The sequence below is a fragment of the Bordetella genomosp. 8 genome (assembly GCF_002119685.1).
In the GTDB taxonomy this organism is placed as follows: Bacteria; Pseudomonadota; Gammaproteobacteria; order Burkholderiales; family Burkholderiaceae_B; genus Bordetella_C.
The window spans coordinates 2,334,351-2,352,442 of the sequence record NZ_CP021108.1 but is presented as its reverse complement, the minus strand read 5'-3'; the positions used below and the strand labels follow the sequence as shown (position 1 = coordinate 2,352,442).

The following is an 18,092-nucleotide window of genomic DNA, read 5'->3' as shown; positions in this document are numbered from 1 at the left end:
GTTGCGGGCGCCTAGCCGATCAGGGCGCCCAGGACCAGCACGGCCAGGACGGCCCAGAACAGGAAACCCAATATCGAGCGGCGCAGCAAGGCGCGTATCGCCGCGATCAGCAGCAGCACGCCCAGGATAAGCACCGCGAAATTGAACAGATTGGGGCTCATGCCCATGGCATGGGCCAAGCCTTCGGAAAACTGGCTGATCGCCCGGCCGATGCCGCCCAGTACGTAGCGCAGGACGCCGACGATGGATCGGATGATTTCGCCCAGCACATTGCCCAGGGATTCGAAAAAACTGTTCGATTGCATGTCGCCTCGTGAGGATGCCGGTTCCGCTTATCTTAACCATACTCGGGCGACACGAAAGCGCACCGCCGCCCTGGCGCGATACCGTGGCGGCGGTCGTGGTCATTCCCGCGGCGGCCGGGGGATGCGGCTAACATGCAGCCTACCCGCCAGAACCGGATGCAATCTTGAAGTGATGGAAGAAATCGATTTGAACGACGGCACGGCCGACCGCTTCCTGCTGGATGCGCAAGGCCTGTCCCTGGTGGTCTTCCACAGCCGGACCTGCGGCAATTGCAAGCTGGCGCGCGAACAGCTGCCCGGCATGGACCTGCCGGTGGACCGGATATGCTGGGTGGACGCGGGCGACAACGGCGGGCTGGTGGAGCGCTACGAGGTCTTTCACCTGCCGGCGATGTTCGTGGTGCGCAACGGGGCCTTCCACGGCCCCGTGCAGGCCCGGTTGCAGGACTGGGACATCCGCCAGCAGATCAGCCTGGCGCTGGACGGGTATCCCGGCATCCTGCCGTAGCGTCGCGGCTGGCGGACATCGTCAGTTGACGGTGGCCCCGGTGTCCTGCACCACCTTGCCCCACTTGGCGGATTCGGATTTCAGCAGCGCTTCGAACTCGCTTTCGCTGCTCAGGCTCAAGGTCAGGCCCGCCGTGGCCAGCGCCTTGGCCGCGTCCGGGCCGCGCATCACCTTTGCCGTGGCGTCATGCAGCTTGTCGAGGATCGGCTTGGGCGTGCCGGCGGGCGCCAGCAGGCCCAGCCAGATGTTGGCCTCATAGCCCTTCACGCCCGCTTCGTCCAGCGTGGGCACGTCTGGCAGGTCGGCCGAGCGCTGGCTGGTCGTGACGGCCAGCGCCCTGAGCCTGCCGGCCGCGATCTGCGGCAGCGCCGCGGTCACCCCCAGGAAACCCATGGACACCTGGCCGCCGATGATATCGGCCAGGGCCTGCCCGCTGCCACGGTAAGGCACGTGATTGATCTTGATGTCCGCCATGGAAGCGAACAAGGCGGCCGCCAGGTGCTGGCTGCTGCCGTTGCCCGACGACGCATAATCCAGCCTTCCCGGCTTGGCCTTGGCCAGCGCGATCAGCTCGCCGACGCTCTTGGCCGGCACATTGGGATTGACCACCAGCACGTAGGGGCTGTCCACCAGCTTGGTGATCGGGGCGAAGCTCTTGATCGCGTCATAGGGCAGCTTCTTGTACAGCCACGGCCCGATGACGTGCGTCGTGGAAATCAGTACCAGCGTGTAGCCGTCCGGCGCCGCCTTGGCGACGTAGTCCGTGCCGATGGTGGACCCCGCGCCCATGCGGTTCTCCACCACGACCGGCTGCCCCAGTTCCGGGCTGAGCTTTTCCCCCAGCATGCGCGCGACGACGTCGGTGAAACCGCCCGGCGCGAAGGGCACGACCAGCTTGATCGGCGAGCTGGGATAGTTGGCCGTATCGCCCTGCGCCCAAGCCGTGGCTGTCATGGCCCCGCACAGCGCGAGCGCCGTCACCGCACTTGCAATTCGATGTCGCATCGTAGTCTCCTCCGTTCTTATTCATGGAAGGCGAGGCCCGGTGTGCCGGGCTCTCGCATGGCGCCGCATGGGCGCGTCGGTGTCAGCGATACACCGGCTCCGGCTGGGTGTAGAAGGCGTGCAGGATGTGGTAGACCATCTTGTAGTTCTTCTGCTGGAAGCTGGCGTGCGAAATGCCCTGCATGACGGTGAACTGCTTGAAGGTATTCGGCAGGCGCTTGAAGAACTCCGCCAGGTCGTCGAACGAAGCGATGCCGTCGTACTCGCCGCGCATCACGATGGTGGGCACCAGCAGCTTTTCCGGGTCGATCAGCGGCAGCTTGCTGCACATATCGACGTAGGTGCCGGTGGGCATGGAGTTGTCCAGCGACAGGATGGCGTCGGCGAAGGCGGAAACCGTGTTGTCGTCGGCGCAGCCCGGATGGTCGCGCGAAAAGATGCTTTCGACGAACGGCCGGTCGATGGGACGGCGGTTCTTGGCCAGGAATTCCGGCAGCTTCAGCTTGCGTTGCGCCAGCGTCGGGCTGCCTTCGCCGGTCCACACGAACGCGTCCAGCGCCACGCGGGCGACGCGATCGGGATGCTGCTGGGCGAACAGCGCGGCCTTCAAGGCGCCGGACGAAATGCCGTAGACCATCAGCTTCTTGTCCTTGGCGCGCTGCAGGATGTACTCGCTGCCCGCGGCCAGGTCCAGCGCGCCGTTGGGAATATCGAAGTTGATCGGACGATGCTTGCTGGAACGGCCGTAGCCTTCGTTATCCATGCACCAGGTATCGAAGCCGCGCGCGGCGAACCAGTCCATCACGGAAGAGTCGGGACGACCGGGGACGCTCAGGTCGAAGGTGGGCTGCGAAGCCATGGACGACCCATGCACGAACAGGATGGTGCCCGCGTGGGGCACGCCGGCGGCGGCCGGCTTGTGCCACATGAAAAGCTTGACGTCGCCGTCGCGCTGAATCCAGTGTTCTTCTCCCCCCTGCCAGGTGACGGCGTTGGTGCCGCCCAGATCCTGGGTAGATGCTGCTTGAGCCATGATGTTTTCCTATGAGAGCAAAGTGACGTACAGAGGAAAACATGGTGAACCCGCAAGGGGAGTGATTCAACAGGCGACGGTGAACAGATTGTTCACGAAAACGAGCCTTCATTGTTCGCGGCGGCGATACGCGGCGGTCGGTGCAACTGCCGCAGCACGTGCAGGAACAGGTCCGCGCGGTGGCTGAGCGGCCGGGACGCCAGCGTCACGGCGCAGCCGGTGTGGGAATAGCGCACGCCGCGCGCCGCCAGGCGTAGGCCGTACCTGCCCTGTAGCAGCTCACCGTAATGGGTCGGCAGCAGTCCCTGGTAATACCCGGTGGCGACCAGCGCGCCGACGGCGTCCAGGCCGCCCGCTTCCGGGCCGCGTTCGAAGCGGCCGGTGGCCAGCGCGCGCTCCACGTAGGGATGCGAACGATAGACCAGCGGCAGCCGCGCCTGGTCGCGCGCCAGCGCGACGCTGCGCGACACATAGACGCGGTGGGTCTCTACGTACAGCGGCAGGTAGTTGAAATCGCGGTCCTCGCTGTACTTGCCGCGAATGGCGACGTCGATGCGCTGCGTATGCAAGGCCTGGTTCAGTTCGCTGAAGGACATCACCACGATTTCCGGCCGTACGTTGGGCGCCTGCCGGTGCAGTTCGCCCAGCGCTTCCGGCAGGTGGCAATCCGGATGCGTCAGGGTGTGCTCGCCCAGGCCGATGGACAGCGGCCCGGACAGTACGCCATGGGCGGCATCGACTTCGGGCTGGATGCGGGCCAGCGCGCGCAGGGCCGTGGTGGCCAGGTTCAGCGCCACCACGCCTTCGGCGGTCAGCCGGAATCCGCCCGGGCCGCGTTCGCACAGCCGCACGCCCAGGCGGGCCTCGACGTCGCGGACGTGGCGGCTGATCGACGCCTTGGACATGAGCAGCCGGCGTTCGGCGGCGGCGAAGCCGCCAGCTTCCGCCACGTGGCAGAACACGCGCAGCGACCGCAGATTGCGTTCATCGAAATCGAGCTTCAGCATAGGCGTCCCGGCCCCGGAATATCCTCGGGAAAACCCGCGCGCGACACGGCGCCTGGCGCGGGAAAACCCGATAACAAGTCTCGTTTTTCAAGACTAGGCACGCAAAAATATCATTTTTCGGAGCCTGTCACTGCTCCGTAAAGTAGCCGCCATGCAAACCAAGGCGCCGTCGTCCGCGGCCTTCATTCCCACCATGGCTACTTCCCCCCTTACCGTCCCGCCCAAGACCGGCCACAAGACCCTGCTGTACTCCGAGCTGGTCACCGAACTGGAGGGCCTGCGCGCCGACATCGCGGTGCTGGGCATGCCCTTCGGCGCGCCCTACACGCCGCAGGCCTTCAGCAACGACCAGACGCGCGCGCCGCAGGCCATCCGCGAAGTCACCGACCGCATGGTCCGCGCCCCGGAGCATTACGACTTCGATATCGACGGACCCTTGCTGCAGGGCCGTACGGACATCCGTTTCGTCGATTGTGGCGACGTGATGCCCGACATCCACGTGCCCGGCGAGCATTTCCGCCGCTGTGAGATGGCGGTGCGCCATATCCTGCGCGGCGGCGGCCTGCCCATCGTGCTGGGTGGCGACCATGCGATCACGAATCCGGTCCTGCGCGGCTACGAGGAACTGGGCAAGGAGATCACGCTGGTGCACGTCGACGCGCACCTGGACTGGCGCGACGACGTCAACGGCGTGCGCGACGGGCTGTCCAGCCCGATCCGCCGCGCCTCCGAGCTTCCCTACGTGGGCAAGATCATCCAGATCGGCCTGCGCGCCCAAGGCAGCGGCCGCCCGGCCGACTACGAAGCGGCCAAGGCCTACGGCACCGAACTGATCAGCGCCTACGAGCTGCACGACATCGGCATGGACGCCGTCCTGGCGCGCATACCGGACGGCGGCAACTACTACCTGTCCATCGATGCGGACGGCATGGATCCGACCATCATGCCGGCGGTCGACGGCCCCGCTCCAGGCGGCGTCAACTTCCTGCAGGCCCGCAAGCTCATACACGGCCTGGTCCGCAAGGGCCGCGTGGTCGGCATGGACATCGTCGAAATCCAGCCGGCCAAGGACACGCCCACCCGGCTGACCTGCGTGACCGCCGGCCGCCTGATCGTCAACCTGATCGGCAGCACCATCCGCGCCGGCTACTTCGACCGGACCTGAATCGACCGGACCTGAAGCGTCGATCTCCTTCCGCACCGCCCACCACACACACCACACGCAAACCACGATGGCACACACACGCATACGCAAGTTCAATACGCGCGAGACCTACCCCGAGCAGAAGATCGACAACGATCTGTGCCAGGCGGTGGTGGCGCGCGGCACCACGGTCTACCTGCGCGGACAGATCGGCCAGAATCTGGATACGTCCGAATGCGTCAGCATCGGCGACGTCGCCGGACAGGCCGAGCAGGCCATGCGAAATATCGATATGCTGCTCAAGGAAGCCGGCAGCCAGCTGGACCACATCTGCAAGCTCACCATCTATATCTCCGATCCGCGTTACCGCGAGGCGGTCTACAACGTGGTCGGCAAGTGGCTGAAAGGCGTGTTTCCGGTGTCCACCGGCCTGGTCATCAGCGCCTTCGCCCGCACGGAATATCTGGTCGAGATCGACGCCACGGCCGTCATTCCCGACTGAACACGCAGAGGAGCATCAGCTCCCGCATAGGACCCTCAAGGGGAAGCCGAGGAGTCATACAGCAGCGCCGCGATACCCGCATGCGCAGGGGTCGCGGCGACAGGACTTTGAACGGCAGTATTGACCAAGGACGTCGACATGCGACTCAAAAAATGGATACTCGGGGCTTTGACCACCTTTTCGTGTGCGCTGGCGATGAGCGCGCACGCCGCCGATCTTCTCGATGAGATCATGCAGCGCGGGACCATCCGCGTCGCGGTGCCCACCGACTACCCGCCTTTCGGCTTCGTCGGGCCCGACATGAAGCCACAGGGACTGGACGTGGACATGGCCGGCCTGATCGCGCAGAAACTGGGCGTCAAGCTGGAGCTGGTGCCCGTCACCGCGCCGAACCGCGTGCCTTACCTGCAGACCGGCAAGACCGACCTGACGATTTCCTCGCTGGGAAAGACCGCCGAACGCGCGCAGGTGATCGACTTCAGCATTGCCTATGCGCCGTTCTTCGACGCCATCTTCGGCAAGAAGGGCAATCCCGCCAAATCCTATGACGACCTGGCCGGCAAGACCATCGCCGTGACCCGTGGCTCGATGCAAGATCAGGAACTGCAGAAGCTGGCGCCCAAGGCGGTGGTGAACCGCTACGAAGACAACAACAGCACCATCGCCGCCTTCATGTCGGGGCAGGCCGAGCTGTTCGCCAGCGGCACGCCGGTGGCGGCCGCCCTGACCCAGCGCAATCCCAGCCTGGATATGGGGCTGAAGGTCGTACTGGCGAACTCGCCTTGCTATATCGGCGTGCGCAAGGACCAGCCCAAGCTGCTCGCCAAGGTCAACGACATCATCCGCGAGGCCAAGCGCGACGGCAAGCTGGACGACCTGTCCAAACGCTGGATGGGCGCGCCTGCGGGCGACCTGCCCGAATAAGCGGCGTGGATAGCAAGACCTCGGCGGCGCCGGCGGGCGCCGGCCTGCGCATGGCGCAATGGGTGCGCGAGCTGTCGCCCGGTCACATACCGGACGCGGTGCGCCACGCCGCGCTGGCCTGCATGCTGGATACGGTCGGCGTCGCGGTGGCCGGCAGCGTCACGCCGCCGGCCCGAGCCGCGCTGGCGCTGTGCGCCGGAAGCAGCGGCGCCCGCAGTACAGTGCTGCCCGCCCTGCTGGTGCGCCCGGCCGGCGCAGGCGCCGCCACCCACGCCACGCCAGCGCAGGCCGCTTTCGCCAACGCCACCGCCGCGCACGCGCTGGATTTCGACGACAACTGCTATGCCGGCTTCGTGCACGGTTCGGCGGTCATCGTGCCCGCCCTGCTGGCCTGCGCGCAGGCGGCCGGCGCGAGCGGCGCCCAGGCGATCACCGCGCTGGTCGCCGGGGCCGAATGCGAATATGCGGTCGGCGCCGCCACGCGCGGGCTGCTCTACGACCTGGGCTGGTGGACGACCGGCGTGTTGGGCCCGATAGGCGCGGCGATGGCGGTATGCAAGCTGCTGGACCTGGACGCGCCGCGCATCGCCCACGCGCTGTCGCTGGCCATCGGCATGGCCGCCGGCACCAAATCCTGCTTCGGTTCGGACGCCAAGCCCCTGATGGCAGGCAAGGCCGCCGAAGCCGGCGTGCAGGCCGCGCTGCTGGCGCAAGCCGGCGCGCACGGTCCCGCCGATCCCTTCGGCCACGACCATGGCCTCGCGGCGCGCTACAACGAAGGCCAGTTCGACACAGCCGCGCTGCACATGACTGGCGACAGATGGTACCTGCTGGATCCCGGCGTGGACGTCAAGCGCATCCCCGTATGCCTGTCTTCCCATGCGGCGGTCGACGCGCTGCGCGCACTGATCGGGCAGCATGGATTGCGCGCCGGGGACGTGGCGTCGGTGGAGTGCGACGTGCCGCCCGTGGTCGCCGCGAATCTATGCCATGACTTTCCCGACAGCCCGGCACAGGCCCGCTTCAGCATGCATTACGCCATCGCCATGACCCTGCTGGAACCGGACTGGGGGCTGGAAGCGCTGTCCGAGGAGCAATTGGCGCGTCCCGACCTGCGCGCGGCGATGCGCGGGGTGCGCATGCGCACGGGTCCTTCCTGGAACGATCCCGCGCGGCGCCGCGATGCGCCGGAAGGCGCGATCGTACGCGTCGAGCTGCGCGACGGCACGGTGCTGCGGGGCAGCCGCGACAAGGCGGTCGGCAGCCCCGGCGCGCCCTTGTCGCCGGCCGAGTCCACGCGCAAGTTCCTGGATTGCACCGTCAACGTCATCGGCGAGCCGGCCGCCACGCGACTGCTGGCGCAGTTGCGCGCCCTGGACGGCACTATGCCCGTCCAGAGCCTGTTCGATACGCTGGCCAAGGCGTCCGCCGTGGCGCCCGGCATGAACGCGGCCCATGCCGATGCCGACGTCGAAGCCCATGCCGATAGCCCGCCACGGCCAGAATAAAAGGACATCTTCATGCTCGATTTCACCGGCGTGCTTGCCGCCTGGCCCGTCTTCCTGGAAGGACTGGCAATCACCGCCCTGCTCACCGTGATCTCCTGCACGCTGGGCACGGTGCTCGGCATCGCCTGTGCATGGTGCCGCGTGCAAGGCTCGCGGGCCGCGCGCCTGGCCGTCGCCTGCTACGTCGAGTTCTTCCGCAATACGCCCTTCATCGTCCAGATCTTCTTCATCTATTTCGGCCTGCCGGCCATCGGCCTGCGCTTCGCCAGCTTTCCCGCGGCCATCTTCGCGCTGACGATCAACCTGGGCGCATACGCGTGCGAAATCGTACGCGCGGGTATCGAAGCCACGCCCAAGGGACAGCACGAAGCCGCGCAATGCCTGGGGCTGGGCCGCTGGCACATCTTCACGCGGGTGGTGCTGCCACCGGCGCTTTCGCGCGTGTGGCCGGGCCTGACCAGCCAGCTGGTCATCATCATGCTGGCCACCGCCGTCTGCAGCCTGATCTCCACCGCCGAGCTGTCCTACGTGACCAACCGCATCGCCGCAGAGACCTTCCGGCAGTTCGAGTCGTACATCGTGGTCACGCTGCTCTACCTGGTGCTGTCCATCGCGTTCCGGCGCCTGCTGCAATGGCTGGGACCACGATTCCTGTTCGGCTGCGCGCCGGTGGGAGCCAGCCGATGATCGCCTTCTCCACGTGGGATATCCTGCGCAACCTGTTGTTCTCGCTGCCGTGGACGCTGGCGCTGTCGGCCATCGCTTTCGTCGGCGGCGGACTGGTCGGCCTGTTGTTGCTGATGCTGCGCCTGGGCCGCCCCCGCCTGTTCGAACGCCCGATCGCCGCCTACGTGCAGGTTTTCCAGGGCACGCCCTTGCTGATGCAGCTGTTCCTGGTGTATTTCGGCCTGGCCCTGGCCGGGGTCGAGACCTCGCCCATGACGGCGGCGGTGGTGTGCTTCACCCTGTACGCCAGCGCCTACCTGACCGAGACCTGGCGCGGCTGCGTGGAATCCATACCGCAGGGGCAATGGGAAGCCTCCGCCAGCCTGGCGCTGACTTTCCGCCAGCAACTGCGCCACGTCATCTTCCCGCAGGCCCTGCGCCTGTCGGTGCCGCCTACGGTGGGCCTGGTCGTGCAGATCATCAAGAACACGTCGCTGGCCTCGGTGGTCGGCTTCGTGGAACTGACGCGCACCGGCCAGATGATCGCCAACGTCACCTTCCAGCCCTTCACCGTCTACGGGCTGGTGGCCCTGTTCTATTTCGCGCTGTGCTTCCCCTGCTCGCTGCTGGGCTCGTGGGTGGAACGACGCATGCGCATCCAGCATTGAGGCGAACATCATGCAAACCCCCGACCCGTCCGTGCCGCTGGTCGACATTCGTGGCCTGCACAAGCGCTTCGGCGACAACGAAGTCCTGAAAGGCGTGGACCTGCAGGTCGCCCGCAGCGAGGTGATCTGCATCATAGGCAAGAGCGGCTCCGGCAAGAGCACCCTGCTACGGTGCATCAACGGACTGGAATCCTTCGACCAGGGCCACATCGTGGTCGGCGGCCAGCCGGTACAGGCATCCGACGCGGCCGCGCTGCGCGAGCTGCGCCAGAAGGTCGGCATGATCTTCCAGCAGTTCAATCTTTTTCCGTCCATGACCGCCGGCGAGAACATCATGCTGGCGCCTCGCCTGGTGCATCGACGCCCGCGCGAGGAATGCCGGGAACGGGCGCGCCGCCTGCTGGCGCGCGTCGGCCTGGAAGGCAAGTTCGACGCGGCGCCCCATCAACTGTCCGGCGGCCAGCAGCAGCGCGTGGCCATCGCGCGCGCACTGGCGATGGACCCGGAAGTACTGCTATGCGACGAGATGACGTCCGCCCTGGACCCCGAGCTGGTCGGCGAGGTGCTGCAGGTCATCGAGCAGTTGGCGCGCGACGGCGCGACGCTGATCATCGTGACGCACGAAATGGCGTTCGCGCGCAAGGTCAGCGACCGCGTGATCTTCATGCATCATGGACGCGTCCACGAAATGGGTGCGCCCGAGGCGATCTTCGAAGCGCCACGCACGGCGGAACTGCGCAGCTTCCTGTCGTTCCCGCCGCAAGCCGGTTGATCGCGGACGGCCAGTCGCGGACGGCAAGTCGCGGACGGGCCAGCCCGGGTCGTCACGACGCCAGGCCGTCGTCCCAGTACGGCCGGTCGCCGAAATGTTCGCGCAGGAAATCGACGAACAGCCGCATGCTGCGCGCCATCGTCGGATTGGGCAGATACGCCGCGTACAAGCCACGGTCGGGCAGGTGGTAGTCGGGCAGTACGCGCACCAGTTCGCCGCTGCGCAGCGCATCGCCAGCGGCGAAGGTCGGCACCACGCCTATGCCCAGGTTGCCCAGCGCGGCATGCAGTACCGCGTCGGCGCTATTGGCCTTGAAGTTGCCCTTGGGCCGCACCGTATGCACGCCGCCGGCGCCGCTGAACACCCATTCGCCCTTGCTGTTGACGAAATACACCAGGCAGTTGTGGCCCGCCAGGTCGGCCGGGACGCTGGGCGTGCGATGCCGCGCCAGATAGCCGGGACTGGCGCAGGCGACCCAGCGCACGGGCGCCAGGCGCCGCGCCACCAGCGACACCAGCAGCGGCTCGTCCGCCTGGCGAATGACGATGTCGGCGCCGGCGGTGATCAGGTCGGGAAACTGCTGGCTCAGGTCCAGGTCGATGGAAATATCCGGGTACTGCTCCAGGAACCGGGTGATGGCGGGCACCAGATGCCGGCGGCCGAAGGCCATGGCGGAGCTGACGCGGATCAGGCCGCCGGGCGAACTGCGGAATTGTTCGATCTCGTGACGCGCGTCCTCGGCATGGGCGACGAGTTGGCGGCATCTTTCGTAGAACAGGGCGCCCGCCGTCGTCAGGCCGATCTTGCGCGTGGTGCGATGCAATAGCTTCACGCCCAGCGCGTGTTCCAGATCGGCGACATGCTTGCTGGCCAGCGCCTTGGAAATGCCCAGCTTTTCCGCCGCGCGCGAAAAGCTTTTTTCCTCCGCGATCACCGAAAAGGTCAGAAACTCATTCAGATCTAGCATCGGGCGTCTGGGCCGCGGCGCGGCGGCATGTCTCCATTGGTATCCGTCACAAGGATTTTGACACGTCCAGGGCGGGCCTCCCGCCCTCACACTGACCGCGCGAATCCAACCCTAGCATCAATCCTACGATTCCCTGACGAATCATGCGCGTCATCCAAAGCGATATCCCCGCCCGCCTGGACCGCCTGCCCTGGTCCCCGTGGCACACCCGCGTGGTGCTCGCGCTGGGCGTGGCCTGGGTGCTGGACGGGCTGGAAGTCACCCTGGTCGGGTCGCTGGGCAGCATATTGGAACGCCCGGATACGCTGGGGCTGGACGCCATCCAGGTCGGCTGGTCGGGTTCGCTGTACATCGCCGGGGCGGTGGTCGGCGCCCTGGTCTTCGGCCGGCTGGCCGACCGCCTCGGGCGCAAACGGCTGTTCCTGATGACGCTGGCCCTGTACATGGCCGCCACCCTGATGACGGCCTTTTCCACGAATTTCGTTTTTTTCGCGATCTGCCGCTTCGCCACCGGGCTGGGCATAGGCGGGGAGTACGCCGCCATCAATTCCGCGATCGACGAGCTGATACCCGCCCGGGTGCGCGGACGCGTCAGCCTGGCCATCAACGGCAGTTTCTGGATCGGCGCGGCGCTGGGCGCCGCGGTCAGCCTGGTGCTGCTGGACGCCCGCGTGCTCGGACCCGAAGTCGGCTGGCGGGTGGGCTTCGCCCTGGGCGCCGTGCTGGCCATGTCCATCCTGCTCGTGCGGCGCCACGTGCCGGAAAGCCCGCGCTGGCTGCTGTCCCACGGCCGCGAGGAAGAAGCCCGGTGCATCATCGAAGGCATCGAGGCGGAAGTCTCCGCCGCCAAAGGCCCCCTGCCGAAGGCGACGGGCGTCGTCACTTTCGCCCGCCAGGCCGCGCCGACGCTGCGCCAGGTGGCGCACGTGTTGGTGCGGCGCTATCGGCTGCGCAGCGTGGTGGCGTTGTCGATGATGGTTTCGCAGGCCTTTTTCTACAACGCCATTTTCTTTACGTATTCCCTGGTGCTGACCCGCTTCATGAATGTGCCGCAGGGCCAGGTGGCGCTATATATCTTTCCCTTCGCGGCGGGCAACGTGCTGGGGCCGCTGCTGCTGGGACCGCTGTTCGACCATGTGGGCCGGCGGCGGATGATCGCGGTGACCTACGTGTCCGCCGGCGTGGCGTTGGCGCTGACGGGCTGGGCCTTCACCGCCGGCCTGCTGGATGCCTTCAGCCTGGCGCTGTGCTGGTCGGCGGTGTTCTTCCTGGCGTCGGCCGCGGCAAGCTCGGCCTACCTGACCGTCAGCGAAGTCTTCCCGCTGGAAACCCGCGCCCTGGCGATTTCCGTCTTCTACGCGCTCGGGACGGGCGCCGGCGGCTTCGTCGGGCCGGTGCTCTTCGGTACGCTGATCGAAAGCGGCAGCCGTCCGGCGGTGGGCATCGGCTATGCGATCGCCGCGCTGCTGGTGATCGGCGCGGGCCTGCTGGCGCTGCGCCACGGGGTGGACGCCGAACGCAAGCCGCTGGAGGAAGTGGCGACGCCGCTGGGCGTTGAAGACCCGCCGCCCAGCCCTTCTGCGCAACCGGTCCGCACTGAACTATGATGTAAGGGTCCACGCACGTGGACGTTTGTACACGGAATATCAACGCAGTCTTTAGGGGTACGCATGATCCGTAAGCTCATCCCGCTCGTTCTCGTCGCCAGCCTGGCCGCCTGCGCCAATACCGGCCGGCAAGCCTCGTCCACCGACGGGGACAGCACGACGTCCTCCACGTCCTCGACGTCCTCCAGTTCCATGGACAGTTCCAGCGGCGGCTATGGCGGATCGGGCGGGTATTCGGGCGGGTCGTCCGACGGGTCTTCCTACGGCGCCGCCGGTGGCGCCGGTGGCGGCTACAGCCCGTCGTTCGCCTCCGGCCAGGATTGCGACGCCCAGCCCGTGCAGAACCTGATCGGCACCAAGCTCACGTCCTCCGTGGAAGCGCAGATCAGGCAAGCGTCCATGGCCAGCAAGACCCGGGTGCTCAAGCCCGGCGAGGTCATGACGATGGAATACGACCCCAAGCGCATCAACCTTATCCTCGATCAGCAAGGCGCGCTGACCGCGTTGCGCTGCGGCTGATCCCGCGTCGCCAGCGCGCGGCCCAGTGCGAAGGAGCCAGCGATGACCGCTACGCGCCGAAGCATCACCTTCCCGGACGGCCAGGCCGTTCCCGCCCTGGGCCAGGGCACCTGGTTCATGGGAGAGTCGCGTAACCACGCCAAGGCGGAGGTCCACGCGCTGCAGGCCGGCATCGACGCCGGCCTGACGCTGGTCGACACGGCGGAAATGTATGCCAACGGCGCGGCCGAGGAAATCGTCGGCCGCGCCATCCAGGGCCGCCGGGACCAGGTCTTCCTGGTCAGCAAGGTGCTGCCGGGCAACGCATCGCGCCGGGGCGTGGCGCGCGCCTGCGAAGCCAGCCTGCGCCGCCTGGGCACGGACCGCATCGACCTCTATCTGCTGCATTGGCGCGGGCCGCATCCGCTGGCCGACACCGTGCAGGCCTTCGAGGAATTGGTCAGCCAGGGCAAGATCGCCCGCTGGGGCGTCAGCAACCTGGACAGCGACGAAATGCGGGAGCTCGCCGCCCTGCCCCAGGGCGACCGCGTGCAGGCCGACCAGGTGCTGTACAACCTGGGACGGCGCGGCATCGAATTCGACCTGTTGCCGTGGTGCCAATCGCACGGCATACCTGTCATGGCGTACTCGCCGATCGAGCAAGGCCGGCTGCTGCTCGACCCCACGCTGAAGCGCGTCGGTGAACGGCACGGCATCACCGCCGCGGCCGCCGCCCTGGCCTGGGTGCTGCGCGAGCCCAACGTGATCGCCATTCCCAAGACGGCCTCGCTGGAGCATCTGCGCGAGAACCTGGCTTGCCTGGACGTGACGCTGACCAGCCAGGATCTGGCCGAACTGGATCAGGCGTTTCCGCCGCCCAACCGCAAGCGCCCCCTGGAAATGCTGTAGCCGGGGGTTTTCGCCCCGGTTTCCCACATTCTTTCCACCCCTTTCAAGCGGCGGGGTTTCCTAGGCCTCGCCGCGTGCCGCACGGCGTTTGCCGAAAGTCGCCACCATCGATCCTCCGATGATCAGCAGCGCCGCCAGCAAGAGGGTCAGCGTGGCCGGCGTTGCCCCAGTGACCACCAGCAGCAGCGTGGACAGCAGCGGCGCCAGGTAGGACAAGGGCCCCAGCAAGGACAGATGGCCATGCTTGGTGGCGTAATCCCATGCCAGGAAGGCCAGTCCGGTAGGCCCCAGGCCCAGCAGGACGATGGCACCCCACTGCGCGCCGCTGACCGGTACCGTGGTCTCCAGCGCGGCATGGCAGGCAGCGCCGCCCAGCGCGACCAGTCCGCAGACGCCCACCATCATGCTGCTGGGCGCATCGGCATATCGACGATTCAGTACCGAATAGCCCGACCAGATCAGCGCGCAGCCGAACGCCGCGGCGATACCGGCGACCGGCCAGACGGCATCATCGGCGCCCGGACGCTCCAGTGCGATCAAGGCGGTGCCGGCCAGGCCCAGCACGGCGCCCGCGATATGCCGGGCATGCAACCGTCCGCCGGGCGCCAGCGCGGAAAACACCACGATGAACAAGGGCCACAGATAGGCGATCAGGCTGGCCTGCGCGGCCGGCGCATGGGACAAGGCGTAGAAATAGAGCGCGTGATAGCTGAAGATGCCGCCCACGCTCAAGAGCCACGGACGCAGCGGCTGCCGCATTTCCGCCAACGCGGCGCGGCCGCGCGGGAGCAGCACGCAGACGCCGCCCACGAACGCCACGCCGAAACTCAAGGCCAGCAACTGGAACGGCGGCAGGCCGCCCGCGCGCACGGTCAGCAGCGCCAGGGCCGCCCACAACAGGATCGCGACCACGCCAAAGGCCGTGGCCCGGCTTGCGCTGTGCGCCTTCATATCTTTGCTCCGGTTCGCGCCGCCCTTCCCCGGATGCGGAAAGCGGTGGTCAAAAACCGTCGAGCATAACGAAAAAACGCGCCAAAAAGCCGCGGCCCGGACGACCGCGGCATGAATGCCAGCGCAATGCCATTCCGGATCAGCCCTGCGGCTGCGTGATGCGCGTGGGCAGGTCGCGGCCGTGATACTTCTTGTAGATGGCGTTGAGCTTGCCGTTCTTCAGGTTCTCGCGCACCCAGTTGTTGACCCATTCCTTCAACGCCGGCTGGCCCTGCTGCAGGGCGATGCCCAGGTCGAAATCCTTCTGCGGGAATTTCATCTCGACATTGCGTTGCGGCGCGCGCTTCTGGATTTCCGCCAGGTTGGACGGCGTGCTGGAGAAGATATCGATCTGGCCGGTCACCATGGACGTGATCAGCGTCGCATCGTCCTCATAGCGCTTGATGTCCGCGCCCTTGGCCAACTCGGTGGTGATGCTGTCGTTGACGGTGGCGCGCGTCAGGCCGATGGTCTTGCCGTTCAGGTCCGGGTAGCCGGTGATCTTCATGTCCTTGGGCGCGCCGACGATCAGCGAGATCACCGCGTACGGAATGGAGAAGTCCACCACTTTGGCGCGCTCCGGCGTGATCGACAGATCGGCCACCACCAGGTCGGCGCGCCTGGCCTGCAGGGTAGGCACGCGAGCGGCGTTGGTCACCTGCACGATTTCCAGCTTCACGCCCAGGTCGTGCGCCAGCAGCGTCGCCGTATCGACGTCCGAACCGGTGGGCTTGAGGTTGTCGTCCACGTAGCTATACAGCGGCGTGCCCATGGCGATCGCGATGCGGATCTTGCCGGCCTTCTTGATATCGGCCAGCTCGTCTGCCGCGGCCACGTGTGCCAGGCCCGCCGTCAGCAGCGCGGCGGTGCAGCCGCGCAGGATCAGTTGCTTGACGTTCATTTTGTCTCCTCGCCTTGATTGCGTTGTTGAGTTCAAAGTCCGTTGCTCAGGAAGGCGCGCAGCTCCGGCGTGGCGGGCGCGTCCAGCATGCCGCCATCGCCCACCTCCCACACCTTGCCCTGATGCATATAGATAATGCGGTCGGCCACCCGCTTGGCGAAGGCCATCTCGTGCGTGACCAGGATCATGGTCATGCCGCCGGCCGCCAGGTCCTCCATGACGCGCAGCACTTCGCCCGTCAGCTGCGGGTCCAGCGCGGACGTCACTTCGTCGAACAGCATGACCTTGGGCGACATCGCCAGCGAACGAGCGATGGCGACGCGCTGCTGCTGGCCGCCGGACAACTGCTCCGGATAGGCGCCCGCCTTCTGTGCCAGGCCCACGCGGTCCAGCACCGACATGGCGATGTCCCGGGCCTCCTGCCGGCTTTTCTTCTTGACGTGCCGCAGCGCCAGCATGATGTTCTCTTCCACCGTCAGGTGGGCGAACAGGTTGTAGCTCTGGAACACGATCCCGACTTCCAGGCGCAGCTGGCGCAGGTCCACTTCGGGATTGTCGACGCGGATGCCGCAGACTTCGATGCTGCCCTGGTCTATGGTTTCCAGCCGGTCGATGCAGCGCAAGGCCGTGCTCTTGCCCGAACCGCTGGCGCCGATGACGGCAATCATTTCGCCCTTGGCCACCTCGAACGACACGCCCTGCAGCACCTGGTTCGAACCAAAGCACTTGTAGACGTCGTCGAGCCTAACGATTGCCGACATTGAGCTTGTTCTCCATGGATTGGCTCCAGCGCGACAGCGGGTAGCACAGCACGAAATAGAAGACGGCCACCAGGCCGAATACCAGGAAGGGTTCGAAGATCGAGTTGTTGATGATCTGTCCCGCGCGGGTCAGTTCGATGAAGCCGATCACCGACGCCAGCGACGTCATCTTGATCAGTTGCACCAGGAAGCCCACGGTCGAAGGCAGCGCCAGGCGCACGGCCTGCGGAATGATCACCAGCCGCAGCGTCTGCCAGCGCGTCATCGCCAGGCATTCGGAGGCTTCCCACTGCGGCTTGGGCATGGCCTGCACGCAACCGCGCCAGATGTCGCCCAGGTAGGCGCTGGTGTAGACCATCAGCGCCAGGCCGGCCGCCACCAGCGAAGGCACCTCGTAGCCATACACCGACAGGCCGAAATACACGATGAACAGCAGGATCAGCAGCGGGATGCCCTGGATGACCTCGATGTAGGCCAGCGCCGCGGTACGCAGCCAGCGGCGCGGCGAAATCCGCGCCAGCATCACGCCAAAGCCGCCTATGCTGCCCAGGACGAAAGCGAGCGCCGACAGCACCAGCGTCCAGCCTATGGATTGCACCAGGTACCACAGATGCGCCATGGAAAAGCCGTGCATCATGCGGCTCCGCGCTTGATGGCCGCCGACACGCTGGCGCGCCTGGGTGCTGCCTTGCCGGCCCGCGCCGCGGCGCGCCGGATCACCCGGCGCCGTTTGAAGGCGTACTCGCCAACCGCCCAGGCCAGCAGCTTGATCAGCAGCGACAGGGCCAGATACAGGGCGGCGACGACGATATAGGTTTCGAGCGATCGAAAGGTATCGGACTGCACCGTATTCGCCACCGCCGTCAGCTCTTCCGCCGAAATCTGCGACGCCACGGCCGACGCCTGCATCATCAACAGGAACTGGCCCGTCAGCGACGGATAGACCTTTTCGATGGAAGGCTGCAGCATCACATGCCACCCGATGCGCCAGCGCGAAAGGCCCAAGCACTCCGCAGCCTCGATCTGGCCCCTGGGCACGGACTCCAGGCCGGCGCGGATGATCTCCGCCGCATAGGCGCCGATGTTGATGATCATCGCCAGCACGGCGGCGGTGAAGGTCGGCAGCCGCACGCCGGCGCTGGCCAGGCCGAAGAACAGGAGGAATATCTGCACCAGGAACGGCGTGTTGCGCACGGCCTCGATGTAGACGGCGCAGGCGCGGGCCAGCAGCCGGTAGCGGCTGCGCTTGGCGAACGCCACCAGCGTTCCCAGGATGACGCCGAAGAAGATGGCCACGGCGGTCATCTTCAGAGTCAGCCACGCACCCTTGAGGAAAACCGGCCAATAGGGCCACAGGCTGCTGAAATCCAGCGAAAAGCTCATCGCGCGACTCGTCTCGTCCTTATAGGGAGCCGGG

The 18,092-nt window shown here is 66.5% G+C and carries 21 protein-coding genes; 11 read left to right on the top strand and 10 right to left on the bottom strand.

Annotated elements, in window-relative coordinates; genetic code table 11:
• Positions 1 to 11: 11 nt before the first annotated feature.
• Complete coding sequence (locus CAL12_RS10860; protein ID WP_086064486.1) at positions 12 to 305, bottom strand: hypothetical protein; 294 nt, start codon at positions 303 to 305, stop codon at positions 12 to 14.
• Between the two features lie 172 nt (positions 306 to 477).
• Between CAL12_RS10860 and CAL12_RS10855 the strand changes: the two genes are divergently transcribed.
• Positions 478 to 813, top strand: coding sequence for a thioredoxin family protein (locus CAL12_RS10855; protein WP_086064485.1), 336 nt, complete (start codon positions 478 to 480; stop codon positions 811 to 813).
• A 21-nt stretch (positions 814 to 834) separates the two neighbouring features.
• Here CAL12_RS10855 and CAL12_RS10850 read toward each other — a convergent pair whose 3' ends face one another.
• From CAL12_RS10850 to CAL12_RS10840, 3 genes are all read right to left on the bottom strand, one after another.
• A complete protein-coding gene (locus CAL12_RS10850) occupies positions 835 to 1,818 on the bottom strand; it encodes a tripartite tricarboxylate transporter substrate binding protein (RefSeq protein WP_198298428.1) in 984 nt (327 codons plus the stop codon).
• A gap of 82 nt (positions 1,819 to 1,900) precedes the next feature.
• Positions 1,901 to 2,851 (bottom strand): alpha/beta hydrolase, encoded by a 951-nt coding sequence (locus tag CAL12_RS10845; protein ID WP_086064484.1) that lies wholly within the window; start codon positions 2,849 to 2,851, stop codon positions 1,901 to 1,903.
• 92 nt (positions 2,852 to 2,943) lie between these two features.
• Positions 2,944 to 3,858: a LysR family transcriptional regulator gene (locus CAL12_RS10840; RefSeq protein WP_086064483.1), complete on the bottom strand. Its 915-nt coding sequence runs from the start codon at positions 3,856 to 3,858 to the stop codon at positions 2,944 to 2,946.
• A gap of 151 nt (positions 3,859 to 4,009) precedes the next feature.
• Here CAL12_RS10840 and CAL12_RS10835 point away from each other — a divergent pair, with 151 nt between their 5' ends.
• From CAL12_RS10835 to CAL12_RS10805, 7 genes are all read left to right on the top strand, one after another.
• Positions 4,010 to 5,023, top strand: a complete 1,014-nt coding sequence (locus tag CAL12_RS10835; protein ID WP_420042768.1) for an agmatinase — start codon at positions 4,010 to 4,012, stop codon at positions 5,021 to 5,023.
• A gap of 67 nt (positions 5,024 to 5,090) precedes the next feature.
• Positions 5,091 to 5,504: a RidA family protein gene (locus tag CAL12_RS10830; protein ID WP_086064482.1), complete on the top strand. Its 414-nt coding sequence runs from the start codon at positions 5,091 to 5,093 to the stop codon at positions 5,502 to 5,504.
• Positions 5,505 to 5,642: 138 nt separating this feature from the next.
• Positions 5,643 to 6,428: a transporter substrate-binding domain-containing protein gene (locus CAL12_RS10825; RefSeq protein ID WP_086067812.1), complete on the top strand. Its 786-nt coding sequence runs from the start codon at positions 5,643 to 5,645 to the stop codon at positions 6,426 to 6,428.
• A 5-nt stretch (positions 6,429 to 6,433) separates the two neighbouring features.
• Positions 6,434 to 7,936: an MmgE/PrpD family protein gene (locus CAL12_RS10820; protein WP_232464776.1), complete on the top strand. Its 1,503-nt coding sequence runs from the start codon at positions 6,434 to 6,436 to the stop codon at positions 7,934 to 7,936.
• A gap of 12 nt (positions 7,937 to 7,948) precedes the next feature.
• Entirely contained in the window at positions 7,949 to 8,623 is a 675-nt protein-coding gene (locus CAL12_RS10815) for an amino acid ABC transporter permease (protein WP_086064481.1), read from the top strand.
• Complete coding sequence (locus CAL12_RS10810; protein WP_086064480.1) at positions 8,620 to 9,270, top strand: amino acid ABC transporter permease; 651 nt, start codon at positions 8,620 to 8,622, stop codon at positions 9,268 to 9,270. Before CAL12_RS10815 ends, CAL12_RS10810 begins: the two co-directional genes overlap by 4 nt.
• A gap of 10 nt (positions 9,271 to 9,280) precedes the next feature.
• A complete protein-coding gene (locus tag CAL12_RS10805) occupies positions 9,281 to 10,042 on the top strand; it encodes an amino acid ABC transporter ATP-binding protein (protein WP_086064479.1) in 762 nt (253 codons plus the stop codon).
• Between the two features lie 52 nt (positions 10,043 to 10,094).
• On the opposite strand, the gene CAL12_RS10800 is transcribed toward CAL12_RS10805, so the two are convergent.
• Positions 10,095 to 11,009, bottom strand: a complete 915-nt coding sequence (locus CAL12_RS10800) for a LysR family transcriptional regulator (RefSeq protein ID WP_086064478.1) — start codon at positions 11,007 to 11,009, stop codon at positions 10,095 to 10,097.
• Positions 11,010 to 11,152: 143 nt separating this feature from the next.
• Between CAL12_RS10800 and CAL12_RS10795 the strand changes: the two genes are divergently transcribed.
• The 3 genes from CAL12_RS10795 (at position 11,153) to CAL12_RS10785 (ending at position 14,023) form a co-directional block, all read left to right on the top strand.
• Positions 11,153 to 12,616: an MFS transporter gene (locus CAL12_RS10795; RefSeq protein WP_086064477.1), complete on the top strand. Its 1,464-nt coding sequence runs from the start codon at positions 11,153 to 11,155 to the stop codon at positions 12,614 to 12,616.
• Positions 12,617 to 12,679: 63 nt separating this feature from the next.
• Positions 12,680 to 13,135: an I78 family peptidase inhibitor gene (locus CAL12_RS10790; protein WP_086064476.1), complete on the top strand. Its 456-nt coding sequence runs from the start codon at positions 12,680 to 12,682 to the stop codon at positions 13,133 to 13,135.
• A 42-nt stretch (positions 13,136 to 13,177) separates the two neighbouring features.
• Positions 13,178 to 14,023, top strand: a complete 846-nt coding sequence (locus tag CAL12_RS10785; RefSeq protein WP_086064475.1) for an aldo/keto reductase — start codon at positions 13,178 to 13,180, stop codon at positions 14,021 to 14,023.
• Between the two features lie 60 nt (positions 14,024 to 14,083).
• Here the strand turns inward: CAL12_RS10785 and yddG are convergent, their stop codons facing one another.
• The 5 genes from yddG to CAL12_RS10760 all read right to left on the bottom strand — a co-directional run bounded on the left by yddG (position 14,084) and on the right by CAL12_RS10760 (position 18,058).
• A complete protein-coding gene (gene yddG, locus CAL12_RS10780; protein ID WP_086064474.1) occupies positions 14,084 to 14,974 on the bottom strand; it encodes an aromatic amino acid exporter YddG in 891 nt (296 codons plus the stop codon).
• Positions 14,975 to 15,113: 139 nt separating this feature from the next.
• Complete coding sequence (locus CAL12_RS10775; RefSeq protein ID WP_086064473.1) at positions 15,114 to 15,914, bottom strand: transporter substrate-binding domain-containing protein; 801 nt, start codon at positions 15,912 to 15,914, stop codon at positions 15,114 to 15,116.
• Positions 15,915 to 15,946: 32 nt separating this feature from the next.
• The gene (locus tag CAL12_RS10770) at positions 15,947 to 16,675 is read right to left on the bottom strand and encodes an amino acid ABC transporter ATP-binding protein (RefSeq protein WP_086064472.1); all 729 of its coding nucleotides are present in this window, start codon (positions 16,673 to 16,675) and stop codon (positions 15,947 to 15,949) included.
• Complete coding sequence (locus tag CAL12_RS10765) at positions 16,659 to 17,312, bottom strand: amino acid ABC transporter permease (RefSeq protein ID WP_086064471.1); 654 nt, start codon at positions 17,310 to 17,312, stop codon at positions 16,659 to 16,661. The genes CAL12_RS10770 and CAL12_RS10765 overlap by 17 nt, the downstream gene beginning before the upstream one ends.
• Complete coding sequence (locus tag CAL12_RS10760; protein WP_086064470.1) at positions 17,309 to 18,058, bottom strand: amino acid ABC transporter permease; 750 nt, start codon at positions 18,056 to 18,058, stop codon at positions 17,309 to 17,311. The genes CAL12_RS10765 and CAL12_RS10760 overlap by 4 nt, the downstream gene beginning before the upstream one ends.
• Between the last annotated feature and the right edge of the window lie 34 nt (positions 18,059 to 18,092).